Raw genomic sequence first — 16,917 nt, 5'->3', positions numbered from 1 at the left:
CCTTAAAGGGTGCTACACTGCTACACTGCTACACCTGCCTATGCTGCCCATACGAGTTCATCCCGTTCGCCGATGAGTGAGCGGGCTTTCAGCTGTTCCTTGAGGCGTCTGAAATCCGTGCGCGGGTTGGCTGCTTCCTTGTCGAGGTCACCGCGCCTGAACAGTTCTTCCTTCCATGCATCGGCATTCACAGCGACAAGCCCTTTGGGAAGGCTGAAGTCTGCGGGTGGTGGTGATCCGCGTTCGGCAGCGACATGGTGTAGCGCCGACATGGCGTTCTGTTGCTTGGCGGTCAGTTTCTGTTTCTGCTCTGCCGCCGCCGCCTCGGTCGGGACGATGACGCATGACGCGATAACGTCGCCGTCCTCGTCTAGCCCTACTTCCACCTCATCGAGCTTGCTGGCCAGGATGTCACCCTCGGCGCCGTCCTTGACGAGTTCCACAGTGACGACGACATTGCGGGCTGCGTCTCTCTTCACGGCCAACTGCGCGTCCACAGCGCCCGTGAGTGACGTGTGGCCGCGTGGGCGATCGCCGTTGATGCCGCAGTGATGCACGACGATTACGGCACATTCGAAGGCTTCGCGGATGGCATCCGCCGCCCTGATATATGCCGTCATATCCTCGTCGCTGCTTTCTGACCCTTCCAGCGATCGGTTGAGAGTGTCGAGACAGACAGCCGCGGGCTTGGTATCGCCAAGCTGATGCCGGATCGCCCCGATTAGGGCCTTGTGGTCACGGGCAAGGCTTAGCTGGACGGGCTCCAGGTAGAACGGGACACGGTCCATCTCTTCTGTGAGGAAGCGCTGCCTGAACGCCTCTATGCGTGCCTCGAAGCCACTCTGACCTTCGAAGGCGCAGTAGACCACAGGGCCTTGTTGAATGCGCCGCCCGCGGTATTCCCAACCTAGGGCGACATGCATCAAGAGGTCGAATACCCAGAAGCTCTTCCCGCACTTCGGCGGACCCCACACGACCGTGAGGCCGACGCGGGGAATCAGCCCCTTGACGAGATACCGGCGCTCCTTGCCTAGCTTGATTTCATCGAACGGAATGAGGCGGATGCGGGTCGGCTTCGGCGCCGTCAGTTCGGGGCCGTAACTGCGGTTGGAATCGTCCATGCGCGCCACGATTGGGTCTGTGTGACTGTAGTTCATCTGGTTGCCCTCGTAATCGCATCGAAAGCCGCACGGATGGCTCGCATCGCGTCTTCCTCTGAAATCTTGAATTTTCGCACGAGCACGGGCAGCAGCGGTCGCGCCGCTGTCCACCAATGGGCAGTCGCCCAGATAGCGGCGTCGTCGACAGGATCGGGTCGGAGCTGCATCAGTAGCTCCTCCGTTTCGACAGCCGCCATTCGATTGCGGCTTCGGTCATCCATTCGGGCACATACCCCGACGATGGGTCGCAGGGGTTCCACAATCTGCGCGGGTCGGGGTCCTGCGGCACTCGTCGGCCCGCCCATTCGGCCAAAAGCGCGGCAGAACCACCGACCAAGCTGTCGAGCAGCATGCATTCGTAGTCGGCGTCATCGAGACGAAACTGCGCGTCGAGCAGGCTGAAGCGAGTTACACGGACAGCGGCAACGACGGCACCCGGAACAGTTTCGTTCATGATGCCGCCCTCCATCCGAAGGCGTGTTCGGCGCAGACGCGAGCAACTGGCGGGGACACGGCGAACCGATGCCAAATTCTGCTTGCTTGAACATGCAGCAGGGTTTCGCTAATATCTGAATTGGAAGCGCTGCCTGCATTTCCAAATTCCAGAGAGCCGGTCCCTGCCAGGATCGGCTTTCGCTTTTCAGGAAGCATTTGCGACCTCCCTTTCGCTATCGTCGAGGGAAGACCAAGCCATGTCCGCTGCGGCGTTGAACTCGTCTAGGGTCAACGCTGGGAACGCTTCTTGGATTTCGCGGCCGAGACCAGGGTGCCGCACTCCATCACGCCACCGGTAGACCAAATGCCTCGCCACTGAAGGAAGATCGGTTAGGGTGCGCAGGTGCATAGGGGTCTTCATGCTGCTCTCCCCCTCCGCAGATTGGCTTGACGGCAAACCTCGCAAGCCTCCGGCAACAGTGATGCCGAAGCGCTTGCGCAAGAGCGGGATGATTGGCTCTTTCACGCGGTCGCGGCTTGTCTTGGAGAGCCATTGCGCAGCGGCCTCGATGGCTTCCGAGTGCGAGTGATCGAAGCCGGTCATGATGCCACCTCGTCACGCTGGTCGACGCGGGCCTTGATCCAGGCGTCGATTTCGGATTCGAGGAAGGCGCGGCGGCGCGGCGAGAGAAAGACGGGTTTCGGGAACCGCTCTTCCTTGATCAGCCGGTCGATGTAGTTCCTGGAGTAGGTAATGCCTTTGGCAGGCAATTCGTTGAGTGGGATAAGAGGCATGGTGTTGGCCCTTGTGTGGTGTGTAGACCACTCCAAGGTCGCCAATCCGCTGAGACACAAAAACTCGGCATAAAACGATAATTATATGCCCTGTTTTATGGCCTCTCTGAACCGCTTTCGCAGCAGATTTTCGGTGGAAGTTGGCAGCGGGCGTTCTGCGTCGGGGTGGGCCTTGGCAAACCAATTCAGGATTGCCCTCACCTCACCGGCCAAGCTGTCAAGCGTCTCGCCTGCCTCGCGGCGCCGGTCAAACTCGCGTAGAATATACGTCCGGCCCTTTTCTGGCGCTCCAGGCAAACCAGTTTCGAGGATCTGCGGTTCGGCCTTGTGATGCGGATTGAGCAAGCCAGCCGTCCAGTCGTCAAACGATGCTCGCAACACGTCGATGGTGAAAGGGTAAAGCTTCCGCTCTGGCGTTAACGGCCGGTCTGTGAGGAACTTCAACAGTAGGTCGCGTTCCCGCTCATAGAGCGCCTGGCCGTCCATGGCTTCAACCATTTCATCCGGCCTGATGCGCGACAAAACATGCTGGTCATCATCAATCGCATTGAGCAGCAGATCAGAAGCCGCAGCCTCATCGAGCGACAGCCGCAACCTCACAAGCGCCAAAGCCTCGCCGTAGGGTGTCCACTCACTCATGACGCGGCCCTCGCCGACATCGCGACAACGTTCGAAACCTTCTCGCGGCCTGTCAGGGCGGCAAGGGCGCCCTCCCAGCGCGTCAGAGCGTCTCGCTTCACCTTGAGCCGGTCGGACTGGTTATAAGTCCTGACGAGCGCTGTAGGCACGTGCCCGATGACAGCCTCGGCAACCTCGTCCATCACGTCGAGCTCGGACAACCGGGTGCGAACCGTGCGGCGGATGTCATGGTTGACCCATGCTGGCAGTTTGGCGTCGGGATCTTCCTCTCGCAGCGCGGCGAGCATGGCTGCATCGATCCGCAGCTTGACCTTGTGGCCGATCGTCACCGGATGCTGTCCGTCGAGCGAGCATAGCCAGTTGCACTTTTTGAACCGCGGCAACTTGCCAATGATCTCGATAGCCTCGTCGGTGAGCGGCACGACATGATCGCGGCCGGACTTGAAGCGCGCCGCAGGCACGGTCAAGGTTTTGCGATCGAGGTCGATTTCAGACCATGACGCTTGCGCGATGTCGTTGAGGCGCTGGCCTTGCAACAGCAGAAGCCGATAGACGGCACACTCAACAGCACCCAGGCCCTTGGCCGTGCCGTCGGTCGCCGTCCACAGCGCCTTTATCTCGGCATCGGTCAACACCCTGTCCCGGGAAACCTTCTCGCCGATCATGGTGCGGACTTTCTTGGCCCGGAATGGCGAGGCCGTAATCAACTCGTCGTCAACGCACCAGCTGAAGAACGTGCCGATCTTCTGCGCCATATTCAGGGCTTGCCGGGTCGCGCCGCGCTTGTTGATCTTTTCCAGCACCGCCATCACGTCAACGCTCTGAATATCCCCTACGGCCTTCCCTCGCCACGCTGGCAGGCATTCGCGCTTGAAGTCGTTGCGGTCTTCCTCAACCTTGCGAATGCCGTCCCGGCGGCGAGCTTTGATATAGCGGACAAGAACACGTTCGAATTGCTTGCGGCGACGATCTGCGGCGCCCCTCACCCGCTCCCGCTTTTCGGCTTCGGCCTTTCGCCGCGCTTCCTCTTCCTGGTCCTTCGGGTCGATCCCGCGCTTGATCAGATCCCGCCATGAGGACGCTTTCCCGCGCGCTTCCTCCAGCGTCATGGCCGGGTATTCGCCGATGCTCCTGCGCTGCGGCGCAGGGTTGCCGGGGAAACGGCTGTAGAAGATAAACACCCGCTCGCGCTTGTCGTTCACGCGAACGCCAAAGCCTCGGACATCAGCGTCCATCACGTCATAACGCTTCCCTTTCTCCGCCGCCTTGAGGTTCTTCATCTTGAAATCTGACAGTGAGGATTTGGGCACTTCGATCTCCCGAGGGCTACATCGGGGCTACAAATCACCCCGCCTGTCTATGTAGCCCTAGTGTGCGCTAATGTGCAATTGTAAAACGCAACACCTTGCAAATAAAGGGGTACGTTGGCCGCTGACCAACCGGTAATGTGCTCTGGTTGGCTATCTTAGGAGCGGCTGTTAACCGGTTGGTCGCTGGTTCGAATCCGGCCCGGGGAGCCATCGCCTTTTCTACGCCAAGTCGCGATTTTGCACGCCGGCGTGCGATTTTTCCCTACGCTTCGATCTCGTGTCAGAGCATCGAGGACAGATGAAATCAAGCGCAGAATAGCGGCCTCGCCCGCCCCGCCTATTCTTCGCAAGCCGATCGCAGGACTGGCGACGCAGATGCTTTTTCGTGTTATGATGGGCTTGCAACGCGCGTAATCTCGACCTCGGCAATATGGCAGAGGTCGAAAGCTATTGCCTTGGCACAGGAAGCTTTCGCCCCCAGCACTTGATCGCCTCCGAAACGCTAGGTGTGCTGCTTCCCTGACTGACCCAGGGCGAGGAGGTTGTCCATGTCCACGAGTAGTGTTGACCGCCCGCTGCAGCCGGGCGACCGGGCACCGAATGTTGTGCTCAATGCGATCTCACGCGAAGGCAAGATCGCGCTCGATGATTTTCGAGGCCGTAGCCCGTTGTTGATCGGTTTGTTCCGAGGCCTGCACTGTCCGTTCTGCCGGCGCCATGTCGCGGCGATGGCGCAACTTAAGCCGGCCCTGCGTGAGAAAGGCGTCGAATGCCTGGCTGTGGTCAATACGCCGGTCGAGCGGGCGCGGCTCTATTTCCGTTACCACCCGGCACCCGATCTTCTCGCCGCATCCGACCCGGAGCGAGCCTCGCACCGTGCTTTCGGCTTGCGCGAGGTCGGGATGGACACGGTCATGGCGATACCGTTCCATCTCCCGGGCGAGTTGCCCGAGCCTATGGACGTCATGGCAATGAATGAATTTCTTAACAAGAAGGAAGGTTATGAGATTACGGAAGTCGATCAGCAGGCGATGGCTTCCAGCCAGGCGCAGCTTGTCGGTCAGTTCCTAATCGACCGGGCGGGCATCGTACGCTGGAACTTCACTGAAGTTCTGGAGGATGGCCTCAACACCTTCAGAGCGCCGAATCCCGAGGAATTGATGTCGGCAGCTTCCCAAGTTGCACATTAACAGGCTGCGGAAATGGGCTGCTAAAAACTCGCTCGACGGCCACCGTCCTGTGGTGATTCTTTGGATTTAACAATCGTCGAAATGCTCAGCGCGGGAGGCTAAGGTCTGCCCGTGGGCTTCGTAGCGATTTTTCGATTCAACGGTCTGCGGACCGCCCCGACGCTAGAGTGAGCAAGCCGCATAGGCGGGGCAACGTCCGCTCCTTGCCGCAATCACGTTGTTCCGACAGGCGCGCATAAGGTAATTATGCCGCCTCCCCGTCTGCTGCTCAGTAGACTCCATAGCGAACCTTGATTAGCGGCCCCTCCCTCGCACATCCGGGTTAGATAACAGCGGGGAACGCCGATGTCTGTGAGATCGTGTGTGCGCACAACGCCTCGTTCCTTCGCGAGTGCGACTGCCCGTTGCCTCAAAGATGGTTTTGGCCCACCGGTTGATCGGAGGCGCACGGCGCGCTCCCGGTCACGCTTGCGAGTCTTGATGGCGGGCTGCGGCGCAGTTTTGAGAGGAATCGGCAGCTCATAGTTCGCAGTTTCGTCCGGCCCGGGAAGCCAATATTTTTCAAAGGCGTAGAGGCTCCGGCGTTTTCATTGTTTTGGCTGACACCACGGTTTTGACAACGCCAAGACCATGGTCACTGCGTCTGGGATTCCCTATCGTGGAAGAATGTAATTGCTGAGCGACGATTCCGCTCGCCACTCCACGAACTGTGTCAGTCGTCACCACTGCTGACGGCCGGCTATGTAATGGGTAAGCGCCGCCGATTGCATTCCCTTCCCTCCTCGTTGACGAAAAGTGTTCGTTCGAATGATGCTTTTCCGTTGCCCTAAGCGCAAGGTTTTGACCAGCCAGCACAGGGCCTCCTCTTAAGCTCGCTGGTCGTCAAGGCCCAGCGGCCTCTAGCTGCCGTCCCCCCCGCAACCAAGCCGCTGGGCCGCCTCGCCAACGGCGAAGCTTGCAGGCCGAATGTATATTAGCAATATCTTGACTAGGCACCGTCCGCTCCAGACTCAAGCGTCTGGCGCGGGGCACTGGTTGCGATCACGGCCACGATACGTAGGCGGGTCACTGAGGACCGGACAAGCGTCTCGATTCCGAGCTACGGCTTCCCGCATTGCATCGTGGACAGCACGTCCAAGATCAAGAGAGGTCAGCAGATCGAGCTTGCCGGCGAGATCACGCGCATAGAGGAGGAAGGCGGCACTCACAATCGACATGGGACCGCTGTCAAGCCTGACGCCGAGGGGTATTAACCGACCTTCCTTTTAAATCTGAAATGCCTTACCCGAGGCCCGCCCTGGAACGGTAGGTCAGCGCTGATCTTCCTCGTCCGGCTCAGCCTGCATCGCGGGCCTTCATGAAAAGCTCCAGCAAGTCGGCGCCAATGCCGAGGGTTGCCATGAGGCTGAACTTAGAGCGGCTAGGGAGTTTCGTCGTCTCTGGCCTTACCAATCGCCTCAAGTAATGAAGCTAGGGTTGGGGTTAGCTCTGTTTCGACTGGCCCAAACAGCTTCTGTACATGACGACGATTGTCTTCGGTTCCGATCAACTGCCGAACGGCGTCCGCAAGGGACTTATGCCCAGCTTTGTCGCGCTTTGTCATGTCGGCCGAGGTTCCCCGCCTGTCGCGCAACTCGGAGATCAGGGAATGGTTGCATTAGGGATCAGGAATGTTTGGGAACTGGGCTCGGGTAACTGGCACATTCGGCCCTAATCAGACGAGCGCAGCACCCCTCCTCCTCGGCAGCAGCCAAGAATGCCTTTCGTGCCTCCTCAGGTTCCATCTCGTCGGAAATGCAGGCGATGCAGACGCGCACCGCTTGGTTCCATTTGGGGCCACGCTTGGTCCACTTCATCAGCTCCTGTCCGGCTGCCTCGACGTTGTTCACGTTCCGGGTCATACCGGCACGGTCAGTCGTCACAGGAACCGGAGGGGAGAACCAATGGGTTGCCATAAGGGGAACTTAGAGCGGCACAAGCCTGCCGACCAACCCAGGTTGTAGGGAACGATGTAGGCCCTCGCGGGGTTAGAACTTGCAGCGGTCGAGTCTTCGTGGATGCAGCCGCTGAGGGGGTCCGTCGCCTGTCCCTCACCGGCGGCGGGCTCCTTTCTGGAAGGCGGTGTTGGTCAGAGACACATAGAACCTTATACCGCAAAACAATTTAGCTATTTGTCGTTGGGGGAATTAACGTCCCCTCCTCCATCGCGGCAGCCAGGAATGCTTTGCGGGCCTCCTCGGGTTCCATCTCGTCGAATATCACGGCCATGCAAACGCGCACCGCGAGGTCCCAGCAAGGGCCACGCTTGGTCCACTTCATCAGCTCCTCGCCGGCTGTCTCGGCGTTGTTGACGTTGCGAATGATCCCGGTACGCTGTGTCTTGACGGGGACCGGAGGGTTGAACCAGTGGGGGGCCATACGTCACTCTTTGTCGGCCCTATCAAGTTCCTCCAGCAAATACCTTTGCTCAGCCGGCAGTTCCCCTTTCTACAGGCAGATTTAGCAGGTTGCGAAGGTAATTGCGGATTACCTCTGAAGTGATCCACCGCCGCACAACTTCGGCAATAACCTTCTGTTTGGCTTTATCGATTTCAGCCATGTTCGGGCCTGCATGCTTAAAAGGACCGAACTGCACCGCGAGCGGATTTGTTCCTGCTAATTACGAAGATCAAGCAGGACCGCGCGCCCCCTCTCGCGGGGCCACAATGAGCAAAATTCCTGGAATGCTGGGGGGGAACGTTAGGCGGATTAGTGAGGCGCGTGGCTGAGAGCTACTCCCGGCCGTCGAAACACACGAACAGGCCAGTGGCGGAAGCTACCTCAAGGATAGCCTCAGTTAGCTCTTCGTCAGATGCCCGCAGATTAGGCGCAGTCACGCGGACTCGTTCTATTGCAGCCTTGATCGAGACAATGTCTCCGCGAGCCGCCCCGTTCAGGAGTGCAGCAATAGCCTGATGTAGAATTGGACTGACACTTTGAACGACACTCATCCGACCATCCCCGAGGGGCACGCCGAAGAGACGACAGTACTCTCTCCCTGACCGACATCAACAGGATGTAAGAACCGTACAATGCTCGGGCCGTAACCGTCAGGAATGTTTGGTAGAAATTTCTGAGCGGGGGATCGGATAACCCGCTCGCGCGAAGACCCCATGCCCCCTTCCGCAGCGTCGACCTTCCGTTCCCGCAACGAACACCCTACTTTCGACTTTGGCGGGATGGACCAGGCCCATGCGAGGCTCGTCGCTACTCGGCTCGCCGTCAGACCAAACAGTGCCCCTCCATTCAATCTTGCGGTTCTTGTCAAGCACAACGAACGTTGACGTTAGACAATGCTTCGGCCACCACCTTGTCAGGCACAACGCTTGAACTGGACAAAGCCGTGAAGCAGTACGTCATCTACACCCGCGTTTTGACGGACTGGCTTTGCGTTTCGTCCGTGCTTATAAAGCAGCTCGCTCACCAGCTGGTTGCAATTGCCGTTGGCGCAACTGATGTGAATGACCCGACCACTAGCTATGAAGGCGATTTCCGCGCCTTCGCGCGGACCGGTCGCCTGGAAGAAGGTGACCTTGCTTCCTGCTCAAGCGTCACGATCTCGCGCAGATCAGTACCGGCGATCATAGCTTCGCGCACGAAGTGGGTCGCGCTCTCCTCCACGACGTCGCAACGGGTGCAGAGGCCTGCGGGCAGGAACAGGCGGGCGTCGCGCGCCTTGAGTTCCAGGCCCTGCCATATCTGCGCACGGGTCAGCTTGGTCTCGCCTCGGGGATTCACCGGAACGGTAGCGGTCGAGTAAATCATGATATGTCTCCTGGACAGAACGTCGGTGATGGGGCTCAGACGGCAATTGCGGCCGCATAGTCGCGATAGGAGCGCAACGGCCGGCCCAGCAGCGCGGTCAGCCGATCGACATCGCCGGCATCGGGGACCATGCCGTCCGTGAGGAAGCGCTCGGCCATCAGGCGCATGTCGAGCGCCATCCAGCTCGGCATGAACTGCCGCAGGTTCTGCTCGAAGCCGGCGGTGTCGTCGCCGGGATACGCGATATGTCGACCGAGGACGTCCGTCCAGATCGCTGCGACGTCCGTGCCAGTCAGCGTGTCGGGGCCGACCAGGTTGATGCGATTGAGCGGGAGCGGCGCGGCGGCCTGCTCACGGCGGAGGAGTTCGATCGCGGCGATCTCGCCCAGGTCCCGCGCGTCGATCATGGCGATGCCCTTGGCTCCGATCGGCATCGGATAGATGCCGTAGCCGATCACCACGTCCTTGATCGTGATGTCGTTGTCCATGAAGTAGGCGGGCCGCAGGATGGTGGCGTTGAGCTCCATCTGTTCGATCATCCGCTCGACGCCGAACTTGCCCGCGAAATGCGGCACATTGACGTAGATGTCGCTGTGGATCACCGACAGGTAGACGATCCGCTCGATGCCGGCCTCACGGGCAACGGCCAGCGCTACCAGCGCCTGGGTGTATTCGTCGGCCACCACCGCGTTCAGCAGGAAAAGGGTGGAGACGCCGGAGAACGCCTTGCGCAGGGAATCGACATCGAGCAGGTCGCCCTGCACGACATCTACGCCAGTGGGGAAATTGGCCTTGGAGGGATCGCGAACCAAAGCGCGCACATGGGCGCCACGCTTCACGAGCTGTTCGACTACGTTGCGGCCGACATTGCCGGTCGCGCCGGTAACGAGAATGGTCATGGGGTTACTCCTGAGTTGAGCCGGATGGCTGCTCAGAAATTAGTGATCCACATTTGTGTCGGTAGGCGTTATATTTGGACACGCCGTCTCATTGGTGGAACATATGGATCTACTTGCCCTTGCCGATTTCAATCTGGTCGCCCGCCACGGGGGCTTCGGTAAGGCCGCCCGCGCTGCCGGGCGCCCGAAGGCAACCTTGTCCCGACGCGTGGCGGAGTTGGAGGCCAGTCTGGATCTACGGCTGTTCGAGCGTGGCGCCCGCGCGTTGAAGCTGACGGAAGAAGGACGTGCGCTTTTCGAGCGCGCGGGCCGGTTGCTTTCCGAGCTCGAAGAGACAGCGGCCGCGATCGCCTCAGGCGGCGAAAGGCCGCGAGGCAGGTTGCGGATCAGCGCCCCAGTGCTGTTCTCACAGACCGCGATGGGGAAGATCGCTGCCGGCTTCGCCCTGAAATACCCGGAGGTAAGGCTCGAGGTCACGACCGAAGACCGCGCCGTCGACATGATCGAAGAGGGATTTGACCTGGTGATCCGGGTCAATCCGGATCCGGATGAGAGCCTCGTTGGGCGAGCCTTTCTGCGTGATCGACTGGTGGTCGTGGCAAGTCCTCACCTCGCCCGGCCGGCGGACGGTCTGGCGACCCCGGCCGTCATGCGTTCGACAGCCGATCGAGGGGCTTGGGACGTGAAGACGCCCACTGGCCGGTCAACAATCGCGATCGAGCCGGTCCTTGCGCTGTCGTCACTCATCATGGTCCGGGATGCGGTACGAGCGGGCGTCGGCGCGGCGCGCCTACCTGTGTCGCTGGTGAGCCATGATCTGGCGGACGGAACACTGGTACATTGGGGGGATCTCGATCGACCCGACATCGCCCTGTGGACGCTCTATCCCTCTCGGCGGCTGCTGAGCGCCCGCGTCTCCGCATTCCTCGACCATCTGAAACAGGCCTTTCCCATGGGGACGCCTGACGAGCTGGCCGCCTATATCGGCAAATGACGCGCAGGGAGCTGGTTAACCCAGCTGAGGCCTTATGCGAGGCACAAGGAAAGCAGTTGCCGTACTTTCTAGGTGGGTGCGTTATCCGAAATATCTTCCGCGAACGCGACATTTTTTAACGGCAACCGGCTCCGCGAACTGTGCCATCGTCACCACTGCTGACGGCCGGCTATGTGTAGGTATTGAGAGCGCCACCGACCGCATTCCCTTCCCTCCTCGTGGACGAAAAGTGTTCGTTCGAATGATGCTTGCGATATTGATAAGGTCAGGCTGGTCGAGAAGTACAGGCCGCCGAAGCGCAAGAAGCCGCTGCGTTGACATGCTGAATTTAGCGGACAACAAACAGGGGAATTCAGAGATTCCCGGTGTTGATCTAGACTCCAGGAATGGAAACGACGTTTGACGATCTTGCCAGCGCGATAAGGCCCCCCGTGCAGACGTTTGGGGAGCCATCCGCGTCTTGGCCATCGATCTGGCCGGGAAGCTTCTAATGGGCCTCTGCCATCGGCGTTGGCACTGGAATGGCGCTGGCCGGTTAGATCGCTAACCCGCAAGATTCCACCCGGGCGCGGATTGCGCCCACGATCGCCAACTTGGCTTTATTCAGCCTTGAGGTTAATCACCCGCATCACGGCGACCACTGTCCCGTTGTTCGTAGCAGCCTCCTTCGTGCTACCCTTGCCGCAGCTCCATACATCGCCTTCCTTGGCTGTGAACTGCATATCCCCGGCCGTGACCTGCAGCTCGCCTTCAGTGACCGTGCAGACCATGTCGTCGGCCATGACATCCCCCAGCGGGCTAGACCCCTTTGGCTGATACACGACGTCTTCCATCGCGATTTTCTTGTACCCCTTGATATGGGAGTCTCGTGTTCCCAGTTCGACGAGCCGAACGCCGGGAAAAATCTCTTTGCCATCAGTCGGACCGTAGGTCTTGGCCGCTGCCGGAGTCGGCAATGCAACCAATAGCGGGGTCGACAACGAGGTGGCACCAAGGGCGAGAGCATTACGTCGATTCATCTTCATAACATTATCCTCCCTGAGTTAGTCCGCCCACAACTGGGCGAACCGGATATTTTACGCGCCCGTGCAGCCAAATAGTCAAAACACAATTGAGCAGGCCCATGCTCCGCCCAGGAAGCTGGTTAACCCAGCTGAGGCCCGCAGCGGGCCAATGTAGCGAAAGCGCACTGTCACCGTAATTCTGCGTTCGAAGGGAAACCATCGCTCGATTTCACTCAAATGAAGGAAGACGCTTTACCTGAAAGAGGCTGATAACGCGCCAGAGCCAATCGGCTCGGTGATAATGCGCTTCGGCCAAGATGCCGACCTGAGCTTCGGCCCCAGCGTCGGTAGATCGACCGCGGCTTAGGCCGGCGCTTGGGGAGGAAATTCGATGAGATTGGCCATCGTGTGCGCGGCAATTGTGATTGCCGGATCCACCGCCGCCGTTGCGCACGAGAAAAAGGTGGTAGCCAGAAAAGGGATAACGCCACCTTGTGCCGATTTGTCAGGCACGATCAAGAAAAAGAGGGAGACAGAGGTGGATTACCGTTCAACCGGAACTGTCTCCGGCGCAATCCCCAAAAACAAGTCTGAGCCGCGCCTAGGCTACGAAACGGTTAACCCTGGCATCATATCAATCTTTTAGCTCGTTGATTGCGTATTTCACTAACTTGAATGCAGCACAGGTGGCCAGCAGGATACACAGGCGGCCACGAATTACGGTGACGGTGCACTTTTTGCGGCGCGGCATTCTCAGCCCATCCCGTGCGGGGTCCCAAACGTTTTTCGCCTTCCGTGACCGGCAGTGCCTTTCCCCCGAAATCGACCGCCCTATTTCGCCTCGACAGGTGGGCGGCTGATTGCTGGACGAGTCCCTGCGACTAGGACGGCATGTGCTTCGAGGTACCCCCAATGGACTTCCACGATCGGCACCTACTGCGATTGCGGGTGAACGGCGAGGACCACAGCCTTTCCGATCTCGATCCCCGCGTCACGCTGCTCGACCTGTTGCGCGAGCGGCTTCATCTGACCGGAACGAAAAAGGGATGCAATTTCGGCGAGTGCGGCGCCTGCACCGTGCATCTCGACGGACGGCGTGTGAATGCCTGCATGATACTGGCCGTGTCCGCCGAGGGACGCGAGGTCACGACGATCGAGGGCCTGGCGGACGGCGATGCGCTTCATCCCGTGCAGCAGGCGTTCATCGATCATGATGGTTTCCAGTGCGGATTCTGCACGCCCGGGCAGGTGATGTCGGCGGCGGCGCTGATCGAGGAGGGACATACCGGCTCCGACGCGGAGATCCGCGAATGGATGAGCGGCAATCTGTGCCGCTGCTCGGCCTATCCGCAAATCGTCGAGGCGGTGCGTGCAGCGGCCGGGAGGGCGAGCCAATGACCCCATTCGTCTATGCGCGTGCCGATAGCCTGGGCGAAACGATCGCGGCAGGTGCGGCGCCGGACAGCGCCTTTCTCGCCGGCGGCACCGAATTGCTCAACTGGCTGCGCCTTGGCATTGCCGAGCCGACGCGGATCATCGATATCTCCCGCCTCGACGGGCTGGATCAGGTCGAGGCACTGCCCGGCGGCGGCTTGAAGATCGGCGCGCTGACGCATCTCAACGATGTCGCACAGCATGCGCTGGTCATGCGCGATTATCCGGTGTTGAGCCAGGCGATCCTCAACGCGGCGTCGCCGCAACTGAGAAACCTCGCAACGATCGGCGGCAATCTGCTGCAGAAGACGCGCTGTGCCTATTTCCGTGCCGAAGAGCAGTTGCCGTGCAACAAACGTCAGCTCGGCTCCGGTTGCTCCGCATTGCATGGCATCAACGACAATCACGCGATATTCGGCTGGACCGAGGATTGCATCGCCACCCAGCCATCCGACCCGGCGGTGGCACTGGCAGCACTTGATGCAGTCATCGTCACCGCGCACCGCAGCGGCGGCCGGCGCATTCCGGCAGCCGAATTCCACCTGCTTCCCGACACGCGGCCCGAGGCAGACAATGTGTTGCAGCAAGGCGAACTGATCACGGCAATCGAGCTGCCGGCACCGGCGCCGCGATCGGCTTACCTCAAGGTGCGCGAGCGCGAATCCTACGAATATGCCATCGTCTCCGCCGCCGCGGTGCTGGAGATGGACGGCCGGACCATTCGTCGGGCTGGCCTGGCGCTGGGGTCCGTCGCGCTGCGGCCGTGGCGGCTGAGCGCCGCCGAGGAGCGGCTCGCCGGTGCCGATGTCGGCGATCGCGAGGCGTTGAGCACCGCTATCGAGCAATCCTTCGCCGAAGCGCGTCCCTTGTCGCAGAACGCCTACAAGATCGAACTGGCCAAGACCGCCGCTTTGCGGGCGATCGAAAGAGCAGCGAGGATGCCGTCATGATGATCAGCCAGCCTGTTGCCCGCCCTGACGGCGGCGTCAAGGTTACCGGCCGCGCCCGCTATGCGGCCGACTATTTTGCCCCCGACCTGCTCTATGCAGTGCTGGTGACCGCGCCCGTTCCCGCCGGCCGCGTGACGTCGATCATGGTCGACGACGCGGTCGCCGAGGAAGGCGTCGTGCGCGTGCTCACGCATGAGGACATGCCCAAATTCGGCCGGTTCGCATCGCCAAGGGCCGAGCCGGATACGCAGACGCAGCAAGCCGAAGGTCCGCCGGCGGCGCAGAGCTTCATGCCCATGCAGAGCGACGAGATACGTCACGAGGGCCAACCGCTTGCCATTGTGCTGGGCGAGACGCTGGAGGCGGCGGAGGCCGGCGCCCGCCGCGTCGCGTTGCGCTACGAGTTCGCCGAGCCGGAATTGCCGGCACCCCCCGAATGGACCGCAATCGACAAGGCTGCGGTCGTGCCGAGGGAGAGCGGCTTTCTGTTCCTGGAGCCGACGTTTACGAAGGGCGAGGTCGACCGCGGGCTTAGCAACGCAGCCGCCATGGTCGAAGCCGTCTACCTGCAGCCGTCGCGCCATCACAACGCCATGGAGCCCTCGGCGACGCTCGCCGAGTGGAACGACGGAGAGCTGACGCTGCACGACGCCACGCAGCACGTCTACGGTGTCCGCCAGGTGGTTGCCGCCCGCATGACTGTCCCGGCCGAGAAGGTCCGCGTGATTTCCCGCCATACCGGCGGCGGCTTCGGCGGCAAGGGCTGGATCTGGCCGCACCAGGTGCTGGCCGCCGCCGCGGCGCGCATCATGCAGCGCCCGGTCAGGCTGGCGCTCAGCCGCGCCAATGCCTATTCCTGTCTCGGCTATCAGCCGCGCATGGCACAGAAGATCGTGCTGGCGGCGGACAAGTCGGGCAAGCTGACCGCCGTGCAACAGGACGTGGTCAACCTGACCACCGTCACCGACGATTTCGTCGAGTTCGCCACCGAAGCCTCGAAGGGTCTCTACGCCACGCCGGCCATGCGTCTCAGCCAGCGCGTCGAGCGCGCGAACGTCGCCATGCCGACGGCGCTGCGCGCGCCGGTCGAGGGTCCCGGCACCTGGGCCCTCGAAAGCGCGATGGACGAGCTCGCCCACCGCCTCGGCATCGATCCGCTCGACCTGCGTCTGATCAACCATGCGGACACGGATCCGGCCACCGGCCAGCCCTGGTCGTCGAAGAAGCTGCGCGAGGCCTATGAGGAAGGCGCCCGCCTGTTCGGCTGGCGCGAGCGCCCGCGCAAGCCGCAACGCGATGGCGATTGGCTGATCGGCTACGGCATGGCGACCTGTAGCATGGGCTGTTTCCGCCACCCGACGCCTGCAGCCGAGGTCAGGTTGCACAGGGACAGCACGGTGCTCATCCGCACCGGCACCCAGGATATAGGGACCGGAACACTCACCATCTTTCCGCAGATCGCAGCCGATGTCCTGGGCCTGCCGATGGAGAGGATCGAGTTGGAAATGGGCGATACACAGCTGCCGGAGGCGGGTCCGACCTATGGCTCATCGTCGACCATGGGGGTGGGCGCGGCGGTGCTCGCAGCCGCCGAAGATGCACGTTCGCAGCTTGCCCGTCTTGCCAATCTGCCGCCCGACGAGGTCGAGATGCAAGACGGCCATATTCGCCGCAAAGGCGCTGCCGGCGGTCAGACGATCGCCGACGTGATGAGTCATACCGACATCGGCGAGATCATCGGCTCCGGCTCGTTCGATCCGGTGCAGCATGGCAAAGGCCTCGCCATGCGCACTTTCGGCGCGATTTTCATGGAGGTCGGCGTCGATCCGGGGCTCGGCCTGCTCAGGCTTCGTCGCGCCGTCGGCAGCTACAGCGCCGGCCGCATCGTCAATCCCCGCACCGCACGCAGCCAGATGACGGGCGGCATCATCTGGGGCTGGGGCATGGCGGCGATGGAGCAGAGCAGGCACGAACCGGTGCTCGGGCGGTTCCTGTCGAAGAACCTTTCAGGGGTTGCCATTCCGGTCAACGCCGACATTCCCGGCGATATCATTATCCACTTCGTCGACGAGGTGGACGAGCATGCCAGCCCGATTGGCGGCAAGGGCATCGGCGAGCTCGGCGCCACCGGCGTTGCCGCAGCGGTTGCCAATGCCGTCTTCGACGCTACAGGCAAGCGGATCCGGGAGCTGCCGATCACGCCGGAAAAACTGCTGGAGAAGGACTAGGCCCGCTATTGCCCTGCGATAGCGGGTCTCTGACGTAGTCGATTATCTCCTCTGCAAAGCTTGCCGAGACTTGGG

At 61.0% G+C, this 16,917-nt stretch carries 17 protein-coding genes and 1 pseudogene; 6 read left to right on the top strand and 12 right to left on the bottom strand.

All coding sequences use genetic code 11. The features are described 5' to 3' along the window. Positions 1-38: 38 nt before the first annotated feature. The 6 genes from NKI50_RS01810 to NKI50_RS01785 all read right to left on the bottom strand — a co-directional run bounded on the left by NKI50_RS01810 (position 39) and on the right by NKI50_RS01785 (position 4,339). Entirely contained in the window at positions 39-1,157 is a 1,119-nt protein-coding gene (locus NKI50_RS01810; protein WP_352715176.1) for an AAA family ATPase, read from the bottom strand. A gap of 169 nt (positions 1,158-1,326) precedes the next feature. Further along, positions 1,327-1,614 (bottom strand): hypothetical protein, encoded by a 288-nt coding sequence (locus NKI50_RS01805; protein ID WP_352715173.1) that lies wholly within the window; start codon positions 1,612-1,614, stop codon positions 1,327-1,329. 186 nt (positions 1,615-1,800) lie between these two features. Beyond that, on the bottom strand, positions 1,801-2,199 hold the full coding sequence (locus NKI50_RS01800) for a hypothetical protein (RefSeq protein WP_352715171.1): 399 nt from the start codon (positions 2,197-2,199) through the stop codon (positions 1,801-1,803). Further along, positions 2,196-2,390, bottom strand: a complete 195-nt coding sequence (locus NKI50_RS01795) for a helix-turn-helix transcriptional regulator (RefSeq protein WP_352715168.1) — start codon at positions 2,388-2,390, stop codon at positions 2,196-2,198. The genes NKI50_RS01800 and NKI50_RS01795 overlap by 4 nt, the downstream gene beginning before the upstream one ends. Positions 2,391-2,471: 81 nt before the next feature. Further along, positions 2,472-3,029, bottom strand: a complete 558-nt coding sequence (locus NKI50_RS01790) for a hypothetical protein (RefSeq protein WP_352715165.1) — start codon at positions 3,027-3,029, stop codon at positions 2,472-2,474. Next, the gene (locus tag NKI50_RS01785; RefSeq protein ID WP_352715162.1) at positions 3,026-4,339 is read right to left on the bottom strand and encodes a tyrosine-type recombinase/integrase; all 1,314 of its coding nucleotides are present in this window, start codon (positions 4,337-4,339) and stop codon (positions 3,026-3,028) included. Before NKI50_RS01785 ends, NKI50_RS01790 begins: the two co-directional genes overlap by 4 nt. A 548-nt stretch (positions 4,340-4,887) precedes the next feature. On the opposite strand from NKI50_RS01785, the gene NKI50_RS01780 reads away from it, so the two are divergent. Beyond that, positions 4,888-5,529, top strand: a complete 642-nt coding sequence (locus tag NKI50_RS01780) for a peroxiredoxin-like family protein (RefSeq protein ID WP_287212788.1) — start codon at positions 4,888-4,890, stop codon at positions 5,527-5,529. Between the two features lie 1,664 nt (positions 5,530-7,193). Here NKI50_RS01780 and NKI50_RS01775 read toward each other — a convergent pair. From NKI50_RS01775 to NKI50_RS01755, 5 genes and pseudogenes are all read right to left on the bottom strand, one after another. Beyond that, a complete protein-coding gene (locus tag NKI50_RS01775) occupies positions 7,194-7,484 on the bottom strand; it encodes a DUF982 domain-containing protein (RefSeq protein WP_023720041.1) in 291 nt (96 codons plus the stop codon). A gap of 208 nt (positions 7,485-7,692) precedes the next feature. Next, positions 7,693-7,947: a DUF982 domain-containing protein gene (locus tag NKI50_RS01770; protein WP_023720040.1), complete on the bottom strand. Its 255-nt coding sequence runs from the start codon at positions 7,945-7,947 to the stop codon at positions 7,693-7,695. Between the two features lie 49 nt (positions 7,948-7,996). Then, on the bottom strand, positions 7,997-8,128 hold the full coding sequence (locus NKI50_RS01765) for a hypothetical protein (protein WP_280940424.1): 132 nt from the start codon (positions 8,126-8,128) through the stop codon (positions 7,997-7,999). Between the two features lie 927 nt (positions 8,129-9,055). After that, positions 9,056-9,333, bottom strand: a pseudogene (locus tag NKI50_RS01760) (AtaL-like protein); the annotation flags it as partial. A 35-nt stretch (positions 9,334-9,368) separates the two neighbouring features. Then, the gene (locus NKI50_RS01755; RefSeq protein WP_352643184.1) at positions 9,369-10,232 is read right to left on the bottom strand and encodes an SDR family oxidoreductase; all 864 of its coding nucleotides are present in this window, start codon (positions 10,230-10,232) and stop codon (positions 9,369-9,371) included. Between the two features lie 103 nt (positions 10,233-10,335). On the opposite strand from NKI50_RS01755, the gene NKI50_RS01750 reads away from it, so the two are divergent. Continuing rightward, positions 10,336-11,226 carry a LysR family transcriptional regulator gene (locus NKI50_RS01750; protein ID WP_352643186.1) on the top strand — a complete coding sequence of 297 codons (891 nt, stop codon included), beginning with the start codon at positions 10,336-10,338 and terminating at the stop codon, positions 11,224-11,226. A gap of 599 nt (positions 11,227-11,825) precedes the next feature. On the opposite strand, the gene NKI50_RS01745 is transcribed toward NKI50_RS01750, so the two are convergent. After that, complete coding sequence (locus NKI50_RS01745; protein ID WP_023720037.1) at positions 11,826-12,251, bottom strand: hypothetical protein; 426 nt, start codon at positions 12,249-12,251, stop codon at positions 11,826-11,828. Between the two features lie 370 nt (positions 12,252-12,621). On the opposite strand from NKI50_RS01745, the gene NKI50_RS01740 reads away from it, so the two are divergent. The 4 genes from NKI50_RS01740 to NKI50_RS01725 all read left to right on the top strand — a co-directional run bounded on the left by NKI50_RS01740 (position 12,622) and on the right by NKI50_RS01725 (position 16,842). Then, positions 12,622-12,876 (top strand): hypothetical protein, encoded by a 255-nt coding sequence (locus NKI50_RS01740; RefSeq protein ID WP_352495399.1) that lies wholly within the window; start codon positions 12,622-12,624, stop codon positions 12,874-12,876. A 266-nt stretch (positions 12,877-13,142) separates the two neighbouring features. Beyond that, positions 13,143-13,628, top strand: a complete 486-nt coding sequence (locus tag NKI50_RS01735) for a (2Fe-2S)-binding protein (protein ID WP_031194306.1) — start codon at positions 13,143-13,145, stop codon at positions 13,626-13,628. Next, the gene (locus NKI50_RS01730) at positions 13,625-14,614 is read left to right on the top strand and encodes an FAD binding domain-containing protein (protein WP_352643189.1); all 990 of its coding nucleotides are present in this window, start codon (positions 13,625-13,627) and stop codon (positions 14,612-14,614) included. The genes NKI50_RS01735 and NKI50_RS01730 overlap by 4 nt, the downstream gene beginning before the upstream one ends. Next, complete coding sequence (locus NKI50_RS01725; RefSeq protein ID WP_352643191.1) at positions 14,611-16,842, top strand: xanthine dehydrogenase family protein molybdopterin-binding subunit; 2,232 nt, start codon at positions 14,611-14,613, stop codon at positions 16,840-16,842. The genes NKI50_RS01730 and NKI50_RS01725 overlap by 4 nt, the downstream gene beginning before the upstream one ends. Positions 16,843-16,917: the final 75 nt, after the last annotated feature.

Source organism: Mesorhizobium sp. M0563 (assembly GCF_040321065.1).
Lineage (GTDB): Bacteria > Pseudomonadota > Alphaproteobacteria > Rhizobiales > Rhizobiaceae > Mesorhizobium.
This window is presented reverse-complemented; position numbering and strand designations above follow the sequence as displayed.

Coding starts and splice junctions, on each gene's coding strand:
- NKI50_RS01810 (WP_352715176.1), bottom strand. CDS start 1,157: ATGAACTACAGTCACACAGACCCAATCGTGGCGCGCATGGACGATTCC.
- NKI50_RS01805 (WP_352715173.1), bottom strand. CDS start 1,614: ATGAACGAAACTGTTCCGGGTGCCGTCGTTGCCGCTGTCCGTGTAACT.
- NKI50_RS01800 (WP_352715171.1), bottom strand. CDS start 2,199: ATGACCGGCTTCGATCACTCGCACTCGGAAGCCATCGAGGCCGCTGCG.
- NKI50_RS01795 (WP_352715168.1), bottom strand. CDS start 2,390: ATGCCTCTTATCCCACTCAACGAATTGCCTGCCAAAGGCATTACCTAC.
- NKI50_RS01790 (WP_352715165.1), bottom strand. CDS start 3,029: ATGAGTGAGTGGACACCCTACGGCGAGGCTTTGGCGCTTGTGAGGTTG.
- NKI50_RS01780 (WP_287212788.1), top strand. CDS start 4,888: ATGTCCACGAGTAGTGTTGACCGCCCGCTGCAGCCGGGCGACCGGGCA.
- NKI50_RS01775 (WP_023720041.1), bottom strand. CDS start 7,484: ATGGCAACCCATTGGTTCTCCCCTCCGGTTCCTGTGACGACTGACCGT.
- NKI50_RS01770 (WP_023720040.1), bottom strand. CDS start 7,947: ATGGCCCCCCACTGGTTCAACCCTCCGGTCCCCGTCAAGACACAGCGT.
- NKI50_RS01765 (WP_280940424.1), bottom strand. CDS start 8,128: ATGGCTGAAATCGATAAAGCCAAACAGAAGGTTATTGCCGAAGTTGTG.
- NKI50_RS01755 (WP_352643184.1), bottom strand. CDS start 10,232: ATGACCATTCTCGTTACCGGCGCGACCGGCAATGTCGGCCGCAACGTA.
- NKI50_RS01750 (WP_352643186.1), top strand. CDS start 10,336: ATGGATCTACTTGCCCTTGCCGATTTCAATCTGGTCGCCCGCCACGGG.
- NKI50_RS01745 (WP_023720037.1), bottom strand. CDS start 12,251: ATGAAGATGAATCGACGTAATGCTCTCGCCCTTGGTGCCACCTCGTTG.
- NKI50_RS01740 (WP_352495399.1), top strand. CDS start 12,622: ATGAGATTGGCCATCGTGTGCGCGGCAATTGTGATTGCCGGATCCACC.
- NKI50_RS01735 (WP_031194306.1), top strand. CDS start 13,143: ATGGACTTCCACGATCGGCACCTACTGCGATTGCGGGTGAACGGCGAG.
- NKI50_RS01730 (WP_352643189.1), top strand. CDS start 13,625: ATGACCCCATTCGTCTATGCGCGTGCCGATAGCCTGGGCGAAACGATC.
- NKI50_RS01725 (WP_352643191.1), top strand. CDS start 14,611: ATGATGATCAGCCAGCCTGTTGCCCGCCCTGACGGCGGCGTCAAGGTT.